Source organism: Photobacterium sp. GB-72, from assembly GCF_003026095.1.
Classification (GTDB): domain Bacteria; phylum Pseudomonadota; class Gammaproteobacteria; order Enterobacterales; family Vibrionaceae; genus Photobacterium.
Genome location: NZ_PYNV01000017.1, coordinates 49,473 through 68,036, shown reverse-complemented (window position 1 = coordinate 68,036; position 18,564 = coordinate 49,473). Strand labels below are relative to the sequence as shown.

16 protein-coding genes are annotated in these 18,564 nt (G+C 42.1%); all 16 read right to left on the bottom strand.

Translation table 11 applies throughout. From position 1 onward, the window contains the following. Positions 1-54 precede the first annotated feature (54 nt). The gene (dnaE, locus tag C9J40_RS17180) at positions 55-3,534 is read right to left on the bottom strand and encodes a DNA polymerase III subunit alpha (RefSeq protein WP_107207713.1); all 3,480 of its coding nucleotides are present in this window, start codon (positions 3,532-3,534) and stop codon (positions 55-57) included. 128 nt (positions 3,535-3,662) lie between these two features. Continuing rightward, the gene (rnhB, locus tag C9J40_RS17175; RefSeq protein WP_107247522.1) at positions 3,663-4,274 is read right to left on the bottom strand and encodes a ribonuclease HII; all 612 of its coding nucleotides are present in this window, start codon (positions 4,272-4,274) and stop codon (positions 3,663-3,665) included. A gap of 1 nt (position 4,275) precedes the next feature. After that, complete coding sequence (gene lpxB / locus C9J40_RS17170; protein ID WP_105060854.1) at positions 4,276-5,418, bottom strand: lipid-A-disaccharide synthase; 1,143 nt, start codon at positions 5,416-5,418, stop codon at positions 4,276-4,278. Continuing rightward, positions 5,418-6,206 (bottom strand): acyl-ACP--UDP-N-acetylglucosamine O-acyltransferase, encoded by a 789-nt coding sequence (lpxA, locus tag C9J40_RS17165; RefSeq protein WP_107207715.1) that lies wholly within the window; start codon positions 6,204-6,206, stop codon positions 5,418-5,420. Before lpxA ends, lpxB begins: the two co-directional genes overlap by 1 nt. After that, positions 6,203-6,658, bottom strand: coding sequence for a 3-hydroxyacyl-ACP dehydratase FabZ (fabZ, locus tag C9J40_RS17160; protein ID WP_005371673.1), 456 nt, complete (start codon positions 6,656-6,658; stop codon positions 6,203-6,205). Before fabZ ends, lpxA begins: the two co-directional genes overlap by 4 nt. A 93-nt stretch (positions 6,659-6,751) precedes the next feature. Then, on the bottom strand, positions 6,752-7,780 hold the full coding sequence (gene lpxD, locus C9J40_RS17155) for a UDP-3-O-(3-hydroxymyristoyl)glucosamine N-acyltransferase (protein ID WP_107247521.1): 1,029 nt from the start codon (positions 7,778-7,780) through the stop codon (positions 6,752-6,754). 113 nt (positions 7,781-7,893) lie between these two features. Beyond that, positions 7,894-8,403, bottom strand: a complete 510-nt coding sequence (locus C9J40_RS17150) for an OmpH family outer membrane protein (protein ID WP_107207717.1) — start codon at positions 8,401-8,403, stop codon at positions 7,894-7,896. A gap of 17 nt (positions 8,404-8,420) precedes the next feature. Continuing rightward, positions 8,421-10,847 carry an outer membrane protein assembly factor BamA gene (bamA, locus tag C9J40_RS17145; RefSeq protein WP_107207718.1) on the bottom strand — a complete coding sequence of 809 codons (2,427 nt, stop codon included), beginning with the start codon at positions 10,845-10,847 and terminating at the stop codon, positions 8,421-8,423. Positions 10,848-10,882: 35 nt separating this feature from the next. After that, positions 10,883-12,238 (bottom strand): sigma E protease regulator RseP, encoded by a 1,356-nt coding sequence (rseP, locus tag C9J40_RS17140; RefSeq protein WP_107247520.1) that lies wholly within the window; start codon positions 12,236-12,238, stop codon positions 10,883-10,885. Further along, entirely contained in the window at positions 12,235-13,431 is a 1,197-nt protein-coding gene (ispC, locus tag C9J40_RS17135) for a 1-deoxy-D-xylulose-5-phosphate reductoisomerase (protein ID WP_107247519.1), read from the bottom strand. The genes rseP and ispC overlap by 4 nt, the downstream gene beginning before the upstream one ends. A gap of 58 nt (positions 13,432-13,489) precedes the next feature. Beyond that, positions 13,490-14,338 carry a phosphatidate cytidylyltransferase gene (locus C9J40_RS17130; RefSeq protein ID WP_107207721.1) on the bottom strand — a complete coding sequence of 283 codons (849 nt, stop codon included), beginning with the start codon at positions 14,336-14,338 and terminating at the stop codon, positions 13,490-13,492. Between the two features lie 100 nt (positions 14,339-14,438). Beyond that, on the bottom strand, positions 14,439-15,200 hold the full coding sequence (locus C9J40_RS17125) for an isoprenyl transferase (protein WP_107207722.1): 762 nt from the start codon (positions 15,198-15,200) through the stop codon (positions 14,439-14,441). Between the two features lie 75 nt (positions 15,201-15,275). Continuing rightward, a complete protein-coding gene (gene frr / locus C9J40_RS17120; protein ID WP_107207723.1) occupies positions 15,276-15,833 on the bottom strand; it encodes a ribosome recycling factor in 558 nt (185 codons plus the stop codon). A 77-nt stretch (positions 15,834-15,910) separates the two neighbouring features. After that, positions 15,911-16,639 carry a UMP kinase gene (pyrH, locus tag C9J40_RS17115; RefSeq protein WP_005371658.1) on the bottom strand — a complete coding sequence of 243 codons (729 nt, stop codon included), beginning with the start codon at positions 16,637-16,639 and terminating at the stop codon, positions 15,911-15,913. An 89-nt stretch (positions 16,640-16,728) separates the two neighbouring features. Further along, a complete protein-coding gene (tsf, locus tag C9J40_RS17110; protein WP_107207724.1) occupies positions 16,729-17,574 on the bottom strand; it encodes a translation elongation factor Ts in 846 nt (281 codons plus the stop codon). Positions 17,575-17,691: 117 nt separating this feature from the next. Continuing rightward, the gene (gene rpsB, locus C9J40_RS17105; protein ID WP_005371655.1) at positions 17,692-18,420 is read right to left on the bottom strand and encodes a 30S ribosomal protein S2; all 729 of its coding nucleotides are present in this window, start codon (positions 18,418-18,420) and stop codon (positions 17,692-17,694) included. Positions 18,421-18,564 lie beyond the last annotated feature (144 nt).

Here is an 18,564-nt window from a genome sequence, read left to right as displayed (position 1 = left end):
TTGCTTATGATGATGATAGGGACTTAACTACCCTATCATAAACATTAAGCGCATTTAATTAAACTCAAGCTCGACCTGCTTATCACCTAGGAGTGTTTTTAGATCCGATATTAATTGATCGGCTGGCGTTATTCGCCATTCTGTTCCTAAAGTGAGTTTGGCACGGGCATTCGAGCGCTGATAGTACACATTAACAGGCACAGTACCTGCTCTGTGTGGTTCCAACACTTGGCTGAAACGGGCAAAAAACTGCTCATCAATCTGCTGTTCTGTTACAGATATAGCAAGACCACGGAGATGCTTTTCTCTCGCTTCTGATATATCGAGCACTTCACGTGCAGACATTCTAAGGCCACCATTGAAATCATCAAAGCTGACCTGTCCTGATATCACCACAATTTTATCTTTTTCAAGCAGATCAATATAACGATCTAAGGCATCAGAGAATAGCATGACTTCCATTCGACCTGAACGATCATCAAGCGTCATTAAACCAATTCTGGTCCCACGTTTGGTTGTCATTACACGGGCGGCAATAACAAGCCCAGCAACAGACGCTACCTTATCACGTCCTGTTTGCTGCGCATCTTTTAAACGCCATGTGGTGTAATGTTTTAATTCTGAGAGATACGCATTTATAGGGTGACCTGTTAGGTATAAGCCTAATGTTTCACGCTCCCCTTCCAACCAGACTTTATCTGGTGCTTCAGGGATATTAGCATACTTATTCTCAACTTCTTCAGGGGCGGCCGTTAATACGCCAAACATGTCGGCTTGACCAAAGGCTTCGGCTTGGTGGTGCTGACTCGCGGCTTTTATCGCATCATCTAAAGTTGCCAGCATCGCTGCACGATTAGGCCCTAAACGATCCATCGCACCCGACTTAATCAGTTTCTCTAAGACACGTTTATTGACTTTTTTAGTATCAATACGGGCACAGAAATCAAATAAATCTTTAAAGTGGCCACCTTTTTCACGGGCACTAATAATATTTTCAATCGGGCCTTCACCGACCCCTTTTACCGCACCGATACCGTAAACAACGGCACCGTCTTCATCAACATTAAAACGATATAGACCTTTATTAACATCCGGCGGCAGCAGCTTTAGCTTCATACGGTGACATTCGTCAACCAAGCTAATGATCTTGTCCGTATTATCCATGTCGGCTGTCATTACCGCTGCCATAAATTCGGCAGGGTAATGTGCTTTTAACCATAAGGTTTGATAAGACACCAATGCATAGGCGGCTGAGTGCGATTTGTTAAATCCGTAACCGGCAAATTTCTCTACCAAGTCAAAGATTTTCATTGATAGCTCGCCATCGACGCCATTTTTTATCGAGCCCTCTTCGAACACGGCTCGCTGTTTCGCCATTTCTTCAGGCTTTTTCTTACCCATCGCACGACGAAGCATATCCGCGCCGCCAAGGGTATAACCCGCCAGCACCTGCGCGATCTGCATTACCTGCTCTTGGTACAAGATAATGCCGTAAGTCGGATCGAGAATTTCTTTTAATGACTCATGCTGCCATTTTTCATCAGGATAAGACACCGCTTCTCGGCCGTGCTTACGGTCAATAAAGTTATCTACCATGCCTGATTGGAGCGGACCGGGACGAAATAGTGCCACCAGAGCGATCATATCTTCAAAACAGTCGGGTTGAAGACGTTTGATCAGATCTTTCATACCACGGGATTCGAGCTGGAATACCGCGGTTGATTCTGAACGCTGCAACATCGCAAAGGATTTAGGATCATCCATTGGAATCGCGGCGATATTTATAGGCTCTTTGCCTTGTTCAACCAAACGTGGGTTAATTAGCGCTAATGCCCAATCAATAATGGTTAATGTACGTAAACCTAAGAAGTCGAATTTAACTAAACCCGCAGTTTCAACATCATTTTTATCAAACTGAGTAACGGGGTTATTACCCTCTGCATCACAATATAAGGGAGCAAAGTCGGTGATGGTTGTTGGCGAGATAACCACACCACCAGCGTGTTTACCTGCGTTACGCGTTACCCCTTCAAGAATGCGACACATATCAATCAAGTCGCGAACTTCTTCATCCGCATCATAGGCTTGACCTAATTGAGGTTCGGCATCAAACGCTTTGGCGAGTGTCATCCCAGGCTCTGCTGGCACTAACTTTGAAATGCGATCAACAAAACCATACGGGTGACCTAGCACACGACCAACATCTCGAATAACCGCTTTGGCTGCCATGGTACCGAACGTAATGATCTGTGATACCGCATCACGACCATACATTTCAGCCACGTGATCGATAACCAAATCACGCTTATCCATACAGAAATCGATATCGAAATCGGGCATGGAAACACGTTCAGGGTTCAAGAATCGCTCGAAAAGTAAGTCAAACTCCAGCGGATCTAGATCGGTGATTTTCAGCGCGTAAGCAACCAATGAGCCCGCACCTGAACCACGGCCTGGGCCTACTGGTACATCGTTATCTTTCGACCACTGAATGAATTCCATTACGATCAAGAAGTAACCTGGGAATCCCATTTGGTTAACAACTTTTAATTCGATATCTAGACGCTCATCATATTCAGGACGACGAGCAGCACGCACTTCTGGATCGGGAAATAAAAATTCTAAACGTTCTTCGAGTCCTTCTTTGGATTTAACAATCAAGAAGTCCTCAATTGTCATATCACCCGTTGGGAAATTAGGTAAGAAATACTCACCTAATCGAACGGTTACGTTACAACGCTTTGCGATTTCAACTGAGTTTTGTAGTGCTTCTGGGATATCAGCAAATAACTCGCACATTTCTTCTTCACTACGAAGATACTGCTGTGCGCTATAAAGTTTCGGACGGTTGGGATCGACAAGGGTATAGCCATCATGAATAGCAACGCGAATTTCATGTGCGTCAAACTGATCGGCAGTGAGTAAACGAACATCATTGGTAGCGACAACAGGTAAATCGGCTTTTTCTGCCAGCTCAATCGCAAAGTGAAGGTAGGCTTCTTCATCAGCACGCCCTGTGCGTACTAATTCCAAATAATAACTATCTGGGAAATGGGTTTGATAAAAAGCAACCAAGCTATCAACCATGTTCTGGTTGCCTTTTAATAAAGCTTTACCCACGTCACCATTTTTACCACCGGATAGGATAATAAGCCCTTCACGGTGATTCACGAGCCACTCTTTATCAATAACAGGCTGATGCTGTACATGACCTCGTTGGTAGGCTTCAGAAATCAATAACGTAAGATTTTTATAACCTTCATTATTGGCAGCAAGAATGGTGAGTTCAAATAGTTCATCGCCCATCTCTGCTGACTGTACTTTGAAATCAGCACCGATAATTGGCTTTATTCCGGCATCATGAGCAGCAAAGTAAAACTTCACTAAACCACATAGGTTAGTAAAGTCTGTCATTGCGAGTGCAGGCATACCAAGTTCTGATGCCTTTTTAACGATTGGCTTTACTTTCGCCAAACCGTCAATCATCGAATAATCACTATGAACACGAAGGTGGATAAAACGTGGTTCTGCCATGACAACCTAATTTATTACGTAACTTAATTATGAAAATTATACCTGAAACAAGGTATGAGAGGTATTGAGCAAACAAAAAAATGGCATAGCGAATAGCTATGCCATTAGTCTGTAAAAAGAAAAATCGTTTAGTCTAAACCCAATACTCGCTTTACGGGTTTAAAGCTCTTACGATGCTGATCTATTGCGCCGTATTGCTCTAATGCTTCAAAGTGTGCTTTGGTTGGATAACCTTTATGTTTAGCAAAACCGTACTGCGGAAACTCAGCATCTAATATTTCCATTTCACGATCACGGGTCACTTTAGCAATAATGGACGCGGCACTGATCTCTGCAACACGTAAATCCCCTTTCACCACAGCCTGTGCCGCCATCGGTAATTCAGGTACTTTGTTACCATCAATAAGTACGTAATCTGGCTTTACACTTAAGCCTGCTACTGCGCGCTGCATCGCAACCATCGTTGCTTGCAAGATATTCAACTTATCAATTTCGTCCGCTTCACAACGACCTAATGACCAAGACAACGCTTTTTCTTTGATTTCATCAAACAACAAATTGCGTTTTTTCTCGGTCAATTTTTTAGAATCCGTTAAACCTTCAATGGGATTATTCGGATCTAAAATCACAGCCGCAGTCACCACTGCGCCAACTAATGGCCCACGACCGACTTCATCCACCCCAGCAATACAATTTGCTTGCGGGTAAACAAAAGGTTCAAACTCTTTTTTCTCAGCCATTTTACGCTCTATCAATCAAGGCAAGGACGGCATTTGCTGCTTGCTCATCAGCATTACAACGAATGGTTTTATGCATCTGCTCAAATTTCAACATCAGCTCAGAAGTGTCACCATATAGCATTTTATCCACTTCATGATAGAGCTTCTCTGGCGTGCAATCTTCTTGTAAAAGCTCGGTGACCAACTCTTCATCTGCGAGAATATTTGGCAATGAAACATACTTAGTTTTAAGCATTTTCTTAGCCAGCCACGCCGTTAATGGTTTCACTTTATAGCCCACCACCATCGGACGCTTCACTAACATACATTCTAATGCAACTGTACCCGATGCGAGCAATACAGCATCTGAAGCAATCATTACATTACGAGCAGTATCATCCACCAGCACGAAATCAAGATCCGGTGCCGTTTGTTGCCACGCTTGCTCAAATTGTGCTCGACGTTTTTGATTAACCAGTGCAACGACAAAACCTAAATCAGGATGTTTAGCCTTAAGCTTTTTACACGTTTCGATAAACGGTGGCGCGAGCATTTCCATTTCGCTACCTCGGCTACCGGGTAATACCGCAAGCCATCGTTTATCAGGATCTAAGCCTAATAATGTTTGTGCAGCACCTTGGTCGGTTTGCAATGGAATAGCATCTGCCATGGTGTGCCCGACGAACTCACAAGGCACATTAAACTTATCGTAAAACGCTTTTTCGAATGGCAAGAAAGCAAGCACAAGGTTGGTGGCAGCTTCGATTTTAAAGATACGCTTTTGGCGCCATGCCCATACCGATGGGCTGACATAATGCACGGTTTTAATACCGCTTTCTTTTAAATCTTTTTCTAGGCGTAAGTTAAAATCAGGGGCATCTATACCAACAAAAACGTCTGGCGGGTTATCGCTAAAGTATTTAACAAGCTCTGCTTTGACCTTAAATAAGCGAGGTAAGCGACCTAATACTTCAACAATCCCCATCACCGCGAGCTCTTCCATATCAAACAGCGCTTCACAGCCTTCTGCCTGCATACGAGGACCTGCAACACCAACAAATTCAGCATCTGGGTATTTGGCTTTAACAGCTTTAATAAAACCTGCACCTAAAATATCGCCGGAGATTTCTCCGGCGACAATTCCTATTCGAAGTGGCTTCGTCATTAGCGAATAATACCGCGTGTCGAGTTTTCAAATAGTTTCAGGAATAAGCCAATTGAAGGATAATCTTTACTCATTTCTTCAAGTACAGGTTTTACTTCAGCTAGCGTTTTACCTGAACGGTAAATTTCTTTATATGCACGACGAATAGCATGTAATTCTGGTTTTTCAAAACCACGACGCTTTAAGCCTTCGATATTAATACCGAACGGTTTCGCGTGGTTACCTTGCGCCATTACAAATGGTGGCACATCTTGAACAACAATAGAGCCGCCGCCGATAAAACTATGTGCGCCGACAGTACAGAATTGGTGTACTGGCGATAGTGCAGAAATAATCGCGTAATCTTCAACTGTTACGTGACCTGCTAATGTCGCGTTATTGCCCATGATAATGTTATCGCCCACAACACAATCATGCGCAATATGTACATTGACACAGAAAAGGTTATCACTACCTACGATAGTCACACCTTTATCTTGTACTGTACCGCGATGCATTTGAACACTTTCACGGATCACATTGCGATCACCAATCACAAGACGTGTTGCTTCGCCTTGATATTTCTTATCTTGGCACTCTTCACCGATCACGGCGAATGGGAATATACGGTTGTCTTTACCGATCACCGTTGGACCTTTAATCACAACGTGTGACATCACTTCAGTGCCTTCACCAATTTCAACATCAGTGGCAATATAAGTGAAGGGACCAACTTTGACATTAGCGCCAATCTTTACACCGTCTTCAATCACTGCTGACGGATGAATTTGTGCGGTTTCATGGATCATGAGAATACTCGTCGTGCACATTTAAGTTCAGCTGAGCATACCACTTCGCCGTCAACTGTTGCTACGCCATTAAATAGCGCAATACCGCGACGCTCTTTGATAAATTCAACATCTAAAATAAGCTGATCACCAGGACCTACAGGCTTACGAAACTTTGCTTTATCGATACTTGCAAAGTAGTACAGTTCATTTTCAGCAGGTGCACCAAAGGTTTTAAATGCAAGTAGACCTGTTGCTTGTGCCATCGCTTCTAAAATCATTACACCTGGAAATACCGGCATATTAGGGAAATGACCAGTAAATTGAGGCTCATTGACAGAAACATTTTTGATTGCTGTTAACGTTTTGCCTTCATCATAATTAGTAACACGGTCAATCATTAAGAAAGGATAACGATGAGGAAGCAGTTCCTGAATTTCTGTGATGTTTAGCGTCTTATTTTCGCTGGTCAAAACTAAATACCTGTATTAGAAAGAATAAAATAATATTCAATATCAATGCAAAACGGCCTACACAAGGTAGGCACATCAATTAAACGTAAAAACTTACTTACCTTTCGCTGCGAGTTCTTTTTCAACAGCTTTTAAACGTTTGTTCATATCATCAATACGATGAACACGCGTTGCAGTTTTACGCCATTCGCGGTTTGTTTGTAATGGAATACCTGAAGAGTACATGCCTTTTTCTTCAATACTTCGCATTACCATACCCATACCAGTGATGGTTACACCATCAGCAATGTTGATATGGCCATTTAATACTGATGCACCACCAATAATACAATATTTACCAATTTTGGTGCTACCAGCGACAATTGTACCACCCGCCATCGCTGTACCATATCCGATCTGCACGTTATGGGCGATTTGCATTTGGTTATCAATGATCACATTGTCTTCAATAATGGTGTCATCGAGTGCACCACGGTCAATCGTCGTACATGAACCAATTTCGACACGATTACCAATACGCACAGAGCCCAGTTGAGGGATTTTTACCCACTCACCTTTATCATTCGCATAACCGAAACCATCGGCACCAATAACCGTGCTTGATTGCACTAAACAATCGCTACCTAACTTTACATTGTGGTAGATAGTGACATTGGCCCATAATTTAGTGTTATCACCAATGACCACATTTTTACCGATAAAACAACCTGCACCAATTTGCACGTTATTACCTAAGGTAACACCCGCTTCAATCACTGCGTTATGGCCAATAGCAACGTTATGACCAAGCGTAGCCGTTGGATCTACAAATGCAGATGCCGCTATCTCGGTTGCTGCTGCTGGCGTTGTATCTAATAGTTGTGCAACTAATGCGTAGCTTAAGTAAGGATCTTTTACAACCAGTGCATTACCTTGGAAGAATTCGACATCCGCTTCTCGTAGCATTACTGCATCAGCCTTGCAATCAGCAAGTTGCTTACGGTATTTGCTATCAGAAAGGAACGTTATTTGACCTTCCACTGCCTTGCTCATCCCAGCAATAGAATGAATTTCCACCGAGCCGTCGCCTTGAAGCTCTGCACCTAATTTTTCAGCTAGTTTAGCAAGTGTGATTGCAGCCATATTTACCTTATACCTATTGTAACAACAGCCACAAAAGTGGCTGTTAGATACACTAAAAACTGGTATATCGTGAAAATAACGATATACCAATCATTATTGCTTCATATTACTGATTATTTTACCGCAGCAATCACTTTAGAAGAAAGATCATCTTTCTTATTTGCGAATAAAACAGCTTGTGCATCTAGCACGATGTTATAACCGTTTTTCTCTGCTACTGTATCAATCGCTGTACGGATTTTCTTAACAAGCTTCTGCTCTTCTTCCATACCACGACGGCGTTGATCTTCAGCAAGTGCTTGTGCTTTTAGTTTGTAATCAGAATCAAGTTGAGCAAGCTCACGTTGAAGCTTTTGACGTTGATCTGAACTCATTAGTTCACCATCACGCTTCAATTTATCAATCTTGGTCTTCATCTTAGTTTCGATAGAACGTAGAGCCGCAACACGACCACTGAATTCTTTCTTTAACTTCTCTTGAACCTTGTAACGCTGAGCTAACTCAGACATTGCTTGACCAGTAGATACGTAACCAATTTTTTGAGCAGCTTCCGCTGCATTTGCGTACATAGACGAAGATAGAATTACCAAGCCAAGACTTGCTGCTTTAATCCATTGTTTCAAAAGTTCTCTCCTCAAAATTAGAATGTCTGGCCAATAGTGAATGTGAAGAATTCCTCATCATCCCCTTCATATTTCTTGATTGGTTTCGCAATCGAGAATACAAGTGGACCCATTGGCGACATCCACTGTAAAGCTGCACCGGCAGAAGCGCGGATCATACCTGGATCTGAGTAATTTGCCAGTTTTTGACCATCGCTGCTCTTATAATTCAGGTTATATTCTGTATCCCAAACAGAACCAGCATCAACAAAGAAACTGGTACGGATTTGGTTTTTCAACTCACCAGAAGCAAATGGCGTTGGAACAATTAGCTCCATACTTGCAAGCGCAATGGCATTACCACCTGCTGCATCATCAGTACCTGTCGCACAGTTGTTATTACCTTGACCATTAACGCCACAACCACCAACAAATACCGCTTTTGGACCTACAGTATTTGAACGGAAACCACGAATTGAACTAAAGCCACCGGCATAGAAGTTTTCATAGAATGGCATTAGCTGATCGCTACCATTATCCGTTTTACCGTAGCCATTACCGTAACCCAACTTACCACGTAGTAATAAGCTAAAGTCTTGGCTCTCTGTTAATGGTATGTATTGACGAACGTTGTACTGCGCTTTGAAGTACTGTGAGTCAGAACCAGGAATTGTCATCTTAAATGAGAAGTCTTGGCGGTTACCAGAGGTTGGGAAGTAACCTCGGTTTAAGTTGTTGCGTGTCCAGCCAAATGTCCAACTAAAATCATCAAGGGTGATCGCACTATCGCTATCGAGATCAAAGCCATGAATCTTTTTAAACTGCTGAATTTGGTAATAATCTTGAGTGTTCGAAATCTTATTGTGATCGTAACCCAAACTAAAGTTAAAGTAGTTCAACTCATTAAATGGGAAGCCCCACGTTAAGCTTGTACCGTAGCTTTGGTTGGTGTAATCCGAGATATTGGCATCAGAAGCTTTAAACTCGTTATAGTAAATCTTACCGCCCAAGCTTACGTTATTTATCGTGAAGTAAGGATCATTGTACTCAAGACTGATATTTTTCGAATAATCGTTCGTCATCGCATTGATACCAAAACGATTACCCGTACCTAAGAAGTTATCTTGAGTTAAACCGGCTTGGAAACTAATACCTGATTCAGTACCGTAACCAACACCAAAGTTAACACTACCAGAATTGGCTTCTTTCACGTTGTACTTAATGTCAACCTGATCATCAGAACCAGGTACTCGTACCGTTTGTACATCAACATTTTCAAAGAAGCCCGTTCGGTTTAAACGTGCTTTACCTGTTTCAATCTTCTTCGCATTTAACCAAGTACCTTCCATTTGACGCATTTCACGGCGTAAAACTTCATCTTTCGTATTGGTATTACCACGGAACTCGATATTACGAACGTAAATACGTTTGCCTTGTTCAACATTAACAACCAATGATACTTCATTGGTCTTATCATCAAACTCAGGGTATGTCGTTACTTTCGGGTAAGCGTAACCTTCTTCACCAAGCTTACGCTTAATCGCTTCTTCTAGCGATGTAACTGCAGCGCCGTTATATACAGAGCCATTCTTAAATGTTACCAGCTTATCGAACTCAGCAACGCGACCTGCAACATCACCACGGAACTGTACATTCTTAACTTTATATTGATGCCCTTCATGGATTTTAAGAGTGATATACACGCCTTTTTTATCCGGAGAAATAGACACTTGTGTATCATCAAGTCGATATTTCAAATAACCATTATTCAAGTATTGAGAGCGCAGTGTTTCTAAATCACCTTGTAATACTTGTTTCTGATATTTTTCATTCGCCATGAAGTTCCACCAAGGCACATCGTCCTTTAGTTTAAACTTGCTGCGTAATTCGTCATCACTGAAAACATGGTTACCTAAAATGTTAATCTGCTTAATTTTTGCAGACACACCTTCAGTGAAAACAAATTTAATATCAGCACGATTACGAGGCAGAGGCGTAACAACAGCTTCTACCGTTGCGTTGTATTTACCAACACTGTAATAGAAATCCTCTAGCCCTTTTTCAATTTTTCGTAACGTCGTACGATCAAGCGCTTCACCCACTCGCAAACCTGATGCTTCTAAATTTTCTTTTAGCTGCTCAGCTTTGATTGCTTTGTTACCTGAGAAAGTAATATCAGCAATAGTAGGACGCTCTGTTACATCGATCTGAAGCGTATTACCGTCACGATATACTCGAATATTTTCAAAGTTGCCTGAAGAATAAAGTGATTTTATTAGTTCTGAAATATCCTGTTGATCAACAGTATCTCCAACGCGGACAGGCATTTTTAACAATGCCGCACCTAACGTAACACGCTGAAGTCCTTCAAAACGAATGTTATCAACTACAAATTTATCTTCCGCACTATGCGCAACGCTACTGGTTAAAAGCAGCGATGCGACCAACAGTTTTTTAATCGCCATTACTGTTCTGATTATTCCTTGCTAAAAACGCATTATTAAAGACGGGTAAAATCATTGAATAGCGCAACGGCCATTAACGCAACCAAAACGGCTGATCCCACTCTATAGCCAATATCCTGAATTCGTTCTGACACAGGACGACGGGTTACAGCTTCAATGGCGAAAAACATTAAATGTCCTCCATCCAACACCGGAAGCGGTAACAAATTAACTATACCTAAATTGACACTTATCAGTGCTAAAAATCCAAGAAAGTAGACCAGACCAAAGTCGGCGGTCATTCCTGCACCTTTTGCAATGGATATCGGTCCACTGAGGTTTTTAATTGCAACATCACCTGTAAACAGTTTAGTGACCATATCAAAAGTTAGCGTCACTAATTGCTTAGTTTTTTCTGTTGCTTTAACCGCAGCTTCAATTGGACCAAACTGCAAGTTTACTTTATAAGATTCAGGCCACGGTTCAATCGCAGGTGCTAATCCTACATAGCCAACTTGATTACCATCTGGTTCAACCTTGCTACGAGGAACTAATGATAACATCACTGGTTCATCATCTCGCAACACTTCAACTGAAAGCGGTTGCTCAGGGTGCGTACGCACCGCATCAACAAACTGCTGCCATTCAGTTACAGGCTTTTTATCAATTGCTACAATCTTATCATTTAATTTAAATCCTGCATCTACTGCAGCACTATTATCAACCAATTGCGCGACATTTAACGTAATTTTAGGCCGATAAGGCGTAATACCTAATGTTTTTAGTACTTGCTGAGACTCAGGATCATAAGACCAATGAGATAGATCTAAAGTGCGCGTCACGATGACATTACTGTCAGGCTCTGTCGCTGTGATCACCATGCTCTTATCACCAATATGAGAAACCATTGCCATATTGGCTGATTCCCAATCTGATGTTTCGATTCCTGAAATAGATTTAAGTTCCATTCCAGGTGTAATTCCTGCTTGTGCCGCGATCGATTGTGGAGCCACTTCACCAATAAACGGCTTTAGTGCAGGAACCCCAATAAGATACACAACCCAATATGCAAAAATAGCAAAAATAAAGTTAGCTAAAGGACCGGCAGCAACAATTGCACTTCGTTGCCAAAGTTTTTTGTTATTAAACGCCATATGACGCTTTTCTGCAGGCACTTCTTCTACCCGCTCATCAAGCATTTTTACATAGCCGCCCAGCGGGATCATTGCCAATGTATATTCTGTTCCGTCTTTTCCTTTACGACGAAAAAGTGCCTTACCGAAACCAATCGAAAAGCGTTCAACATATACACCGCAACGGCGAGCAACCCAAAAGTGACCAAATTCATGGACAGCAATCAATATTCCTAGAGCAACTAAAAAAGCACTTAAATTGCGGATAAATTCAATCATGCAAATTCCTTGGTGATGACATCTGAAGCAAGTTGACGAGCTTGTTTATCTATTTCCATTACCTCTGCAATATTGTGAGGTTCAACAAGCACGGCTATTTCTAGCACTTTTTGGTTCACTTTAGCAATATCTGTGAAGCAAATTTCACCTGCTAAAAATGCCGCAACAGCCATTTCATTAGCAGCATTTAACGTCGTTGTTGCCGCTTGCCCTTGATAGCACGCATCAATAGCGAGCTTTAAACATGGATAACGATCAAAGTCTGGTTTCATAAAAGTAAATTCACCAATTTGACTAAAATCAAGCGGAGCAACGCCTGCATCGACACGCTCTGGGTATGCCATTGCACAAGCAATCGGCGTACACATATCGGGTAACCCCATTTGTGCAATAACAGAACCATCTTTATATTGCACCATTGAGTGAATAACAGACTGCGGATGAATAATGACATCCATTTGCTCACGACTGGCATTAAATAACCAGCGCGCTTCAATATACTCTAGACCTTTATTCATCATTGTGGCTGAATCCACAGAGATTTTTGGCCCCATTGACCAATTAGGATGAGCAATCGCCATCGCTGGTGTCACATTATCTAACTCTGCAATATCAGTGTATCGAAACGGACCACCAGACCCCGTCAATAGCACTTTACTCACGCCTGATGCTGATAAATCACAACGTCCCATACACTGCTGAATATTGGTCGGCAACGATTGAAAAATTGCATTATGCTCACTATCAACAGGTAATAATTCAGCGCCATACTGTTCACAAGCATCAATGAACATTTGCCCAGTCATCACCAGCGCTTCTTTATTAGCAAGTAAAATACGTTTACCTTTTTTCACTGCAGCCATTGTTGGTAATAAACCCGCTGCGCCAACAATCGCCGCCATTACAGTGTCGACATCATCAAGTGCTGCGACTTCACAAACACCTTGCTCACCAGTAAGCACTGTTGTAGCAATTTCTTGCTGCTTTAATAAGGTCGCCAATTCTGCTGCAGCCTTACTATCAAACATTGCGACAAATTTCGGTTGCCATTGCTGACAAAGCGCAAACATTTTTTCAACATTTGAACCAGCAGCAAGTGCTACTACTTCAAATAGCTCAGGGTTTTTAGCAACGACATTTAAAGTACTGCTACCTATTGAGCCCGTCGCTCCTAGGATCGTTAACTTACGCATAAAATCACTTACATTTACAAAAAAGGCAGCGTAATGGCTGCCTTAGAAAAGAGGTGGCTTACATTAACCAAAGATAAAGTAATGCAAAAACAGGTATTGCTGCGGTTAAGCTATCAATACGATCTAAGATCCCACCATGTCCGGGTAATATGTTACCGCTATCTTTAACGCCAGAAGCACGTTTAAACATGCTTTCAACTAAATCACCAAGCACAGAGATGACAACAGTAATAATAGCTATCGATAACAAGCTTGAAATTGAGACAAACGGGATAGAAAGAAGTTGGGCCATTAGCCAAGTAATAATAACAGCTAAAATTACCCCACCGACTAAACCTTCAATCGTTTTATTTGGGCTAACGGCTGGCGCCATTTTATGCTTACCAAAACGCTTACCTGAAAAGTATGCGCCAGTATCTGCAGACCAAACTAAGAAACAAACCAATAGAACAAGTTTAGCACCATGATACGAATCGATGCTGTAATCTACAGCACGTAACATTAAAATACTCCAAAAAAACGGGAGCAGTGTTAACAAGCCAAAAATCTGTTTAACAAAAGAATTAGATGCCCATAACTTATCAGTTTTAGGATATGTAATCGCTAATATAGATGCAATTAGCCACCATATTCCGCCTACTAATAACATGCCATGTAACCCATTACTCATCGCCGAAAGAGACGCTGTATCTACTGGTAATAACACTAGGCTAGCACCTAATGCAATCACAGGTAGAATCATTGCACGGATGCGAGATGATGTATTAATAAACTGTGTCCATTCCCAAAAACCCAATAATGTTATTGCCGCAATGGCTGCCACAAAGGCTGGAAATGGTAAGAAAAAGATCCCCGCAATAACAAGTGGTGCGAGGATTAATGCGGTAATAATTCGTTGCTTTAGCAAACTGCGTCCTCTATATAATTATTGTATAGGCAAAGGCCATATTTACTGTAAATAATAACGCCAACACACATCACTGTGCATTGGCGAAAAGTAATAACTCTTATTTTAACAATGCTTGTATTTGTTCGCCAGTACAGCCAAAACGGCGTTCACGAGTCACGAACCAAGCAACAGCATTCAATAAACTTGATTCATCAAAATCAGGCCAGTGCTCTTCTGTGAAAAATAACTCCGCATAAGCTACCTGCCATAACATAAAGTTACTAATTCGGCACTCACCACTGGTACGGATCAATAGATCAACCTCTGGTAACCCATACGTTGAGAGCCCTGACTCTAAATCTTGTTCCGTTACGGTTGCGAGATCAAGTTCATTATCAATCGCCTGCTGAGCTAGCTTTTTAGCCGCTTCTAAAATATCCCATTGCCCGCCGTAATTTGCTGCAATGTTCAATACCATACCGGTATTGTCAGCGGTTAATTCCTCTGCCGCTGAAATTTTATCTTGTAAGCGCTGACTAAAACGACGCTTATCACCAATAATACGTAATTGAATATTATTCTTATGTAATCTTTTTACTTCACGACTTAATACCGTCATGAAGAGCTCCATCAATAGTGAAACCTCCGCCTCGGGACGACGCCAGTTTTCACTACTAAAAGCAAATAGTGTCAAAGCTTTTATACCAAGACGATTAGCAGTAGAGACTGTTTTTCGCACGGCTTCTACGCCAGCCTTGTGACCAAACACCCGAGCTTTGCCTTTGGCTTTTGCCCAACGACCATTACCATCCATAATCACAGCAATGTGTTTAGGAAGACAATCTGCCGAAAGCCCAGCCTCGATTGAATGCTCTGCCATCTCTATCCCTCAAAAAAAAGGCGCTGTGCTGCACGCACAGCGCCTCTAGCCATTTAAAACCTAACGAATATAGTTTTAAACTTCCATTAACTCTTTTTCTTTTACTTCAAGAACTGCATCGATATTCTTAATAGCATCGTCGGTTAATTTCTGAATTTCATCTTGTGCACGACGATCATCGTCTTCAGAAATTTCTTTATCTTTTAGTAAACCTTTAACCGTTGCATTTGCATCGCGACGAATGTTACGAACAGCAACACGGCCTTGCTCTGCTTCTGCACGTACAATCTTAACAAGATCGCGACGACGCTCTTCTGTAAGTGGTGGAAGAGGAACACGGATCACAGTACCTGCAGACATTGGGTTTAGACCCAAATCCGACATCATGATCGCTTTTTCTACTTTTGGTGCTAGTTCACGGTCAAATACAGTGATAGCAAGAGTACGAGCATCTTCAGCAACCACGTTTGCCACTTGGTTTAACGGAGTGTTCGCACCGTAGTACTCAACATGAATCGTATCAAGTAGGCTTGGGTGAGCACGACCTGTACGGATTTTTACTAGTTGATTTCGTAGTGCATCAACACTTTTTTCCATGCGCACTTGCGCGTCTTGTTTGATTTCGTTAATCACGATAAATACCCTTGATAATTCGGTCACAGTAAAAAAGTAATCGTACTTTTTTCAATTAATCAGTTGCCCACTTTTGCTTAAGCGCTAGTGATTAGCGTACCTTCTTGCTCACCCATCACTACGCGACGTAGTGCGCCTGGTTTATTCATATTAAAGACACGAATTGGCATATTGTGGTCACGAGCAAGTGTAAAGGCCGCTAAATCCATTACCTTTAATTCTTTTTCAAGTACATCTTGGTAGCTTAGCTTATCACAAAGTACTGCATCTGGGTTCTTAACTGGATCATCTGTGTAAACACCATCCACTTTGGTCGCTTTTAGTACAACATCAGCTTCAATTTCGATACCACGTAAACATGCTGCAGAATCAGTAGTAAAGAATGGGTTACCAGTACCTGCAGAGAAAATCACGACACGGCCCTGGCGTAACTGGCTAATTGCATCAGCCCAGTTGTAGTTATCACAAACACCATTGAGAGGAATAGCAGACATCACTCGAGCGTTCACATAGGCACGATGCAAAGAATCACGCATTGCTAAGCCGTTCATTACAGTTGCTAGCATACCCATGTGGTCGCCCACAACTCGGTTCATACCTGCTTCTGCAAGGCCAGCACCACGGAATAAGTTACCACCACCAATAACTAGGCCTACTTGAACACCCAGTTCAACGAGTTCTTTGATTTCTTGAGCCATACGGTCAAGAACTTGTGCGTCAATGCCGAAACCTTCTTCGCCTTGTAGTGCTTCACCACTTAGCTTAAGCAAAATTCGTTGATAAGTTGGTTTTGGGTTTGTGGTCATGTGTTTTACCTTCCAGGCTAACTTGAGATATGGAGTTGTAAAAAGACCGCAGCCTTGGCTACGGTCTTTGGCATTCTTATAAAGAAGGATTAACCCTTCTGAACAGCTGCTACTTCTTCTGCAAAGCTCATTTCTTGAGCTTTCTCGATACCTTCACCAACTTCTAGACGAATGAAGTTAGTTACTGTAGCACCAGTTTCTTTCAGTACTTCACCAACAGTTTTCTTTGGTTCCATGATGAAAGCTTGACCAGTTAGAGAAACTTCGCCAGTGAACTTCTTCATGCGGCCTTCAACCATCTTTTCAGCGATTTCTTTAGGCTTGCCTTCGTTCATTGCGATTTCAACTTGAACTTCACGCTCTTTAGCAACTACGTCTGCTGGTACGTCAGATGGGTTAACGTATTCAGGCTTAGATGCAGCAACGTGCATTGCGATGTGCTTTAATGTTTCTTCGTCGCCGTTACCAGCAACAACAACAGCGATACGAGCACCGTGAGTGTAAGCAGAAACTTTCTCGCCTTCGATGTAATCTACACGACGGATAGAGATGTTCTCACCAATCTTAGCAACTAACGCGATACGTGCTTCTTCAAATTGTGCTTGAAGCTCTTCGATAGACGCATGGTTCGCAAGTGCTGCATCAGCAACTTCGTTAGCGAATGCTAGGAAGCTACCGTCTTTAGCAACGAAGTCAGTTTGGCAGTTAACTTCAACAAGAGCAGCTTTACCAGCAGCTTCTTTGATGATGATAGTACCTTCAGCTGCTACGTTACCTGCTTTCTTAGCAGCTTTTGCAGCACCGCTCTTACGCATGTTTTCGATCGCTAGCTCGATATCAGCATTAGCTTCTACAAGCGCTTTTTTACAATCCATCATACCTGCGCCAGTACGCTCGCGCAGTTCTTTAACTAGGGCAGCTGTAACTGTTGCCATTGTCATAATCCTCAGATTTAATTCTTCGAGTAAAAATCAGGGGCCCTATCGGCCCCTGGTAACCATTCTTAGTTTACACAAGGTAACTTAAGAGGCTCGGTAAGTAACAAGTACTTATTAAGCTTCAGCTACGAAACCGTCTTCTTCAGCTTGAACAGCGATATCTTGGTTACGAGCTTCTTTAACAGTTTGAGCTACAGCACCAGTGTAAAGCTGGATCGCACGGATTGCGTCATCGTTACCTGGGATAACGAAGTCAACGCCGTCTGGATCAGAGTTAGTATCAACAACAGCAAATACTGGGATACCTAGGTTGTTAGCTTCTTTGATTGCGATGTGCTCACAGTCAGCGCCGATTACGAACATTGCGTCTGGTAGGCCGCCCATGTTCTTAATACCACCTAGTGACTTCTCAAGCTTTTCCATTTCACGAGTACGCATTAGCGCTTCTTTCTTGGTTAGCTTGTCGAAAGTACCATCAGTAGATTGAGCTTCAAGATCTTTAAGACGCTTGATTGATTGACGAACAGTTTTCCAGTTAGTCAACATACCACCCAACCAACGGTTGTTTACGTAGTACTGATCACAGCTGATTGCTGCTTCTTTGATTGATTCGCTAGCTGCGCGCTTAGTACCAACGAAAAGAACTTTACCCTTACGAGCTGCAATTTTTTCAATTTCAGCTAGTGCTGCATTGAACATTGGTACAGTTTTTTCTAGGTTGATGATGTGTACACGGTTACGAGCGCCGAAAATGAATGGCTTCATTTTTGGGTTCCAGTAACGAGTTTGGTGACCAAAGTGTACACCAGCCTGAAGCATGTCGCGCATTGATACAGTTGCCATTGAATAATCCTCTATGGGGTTAGGCGTCCACATATCCCATCTTAAAACCGACCCGATAATAACTATATAAAGCTATTGTTACCTTATTAGGTAACCGAGCACCCCGGCAGATGTGTCGATATGTGTGAATAATAAAATAAGTAT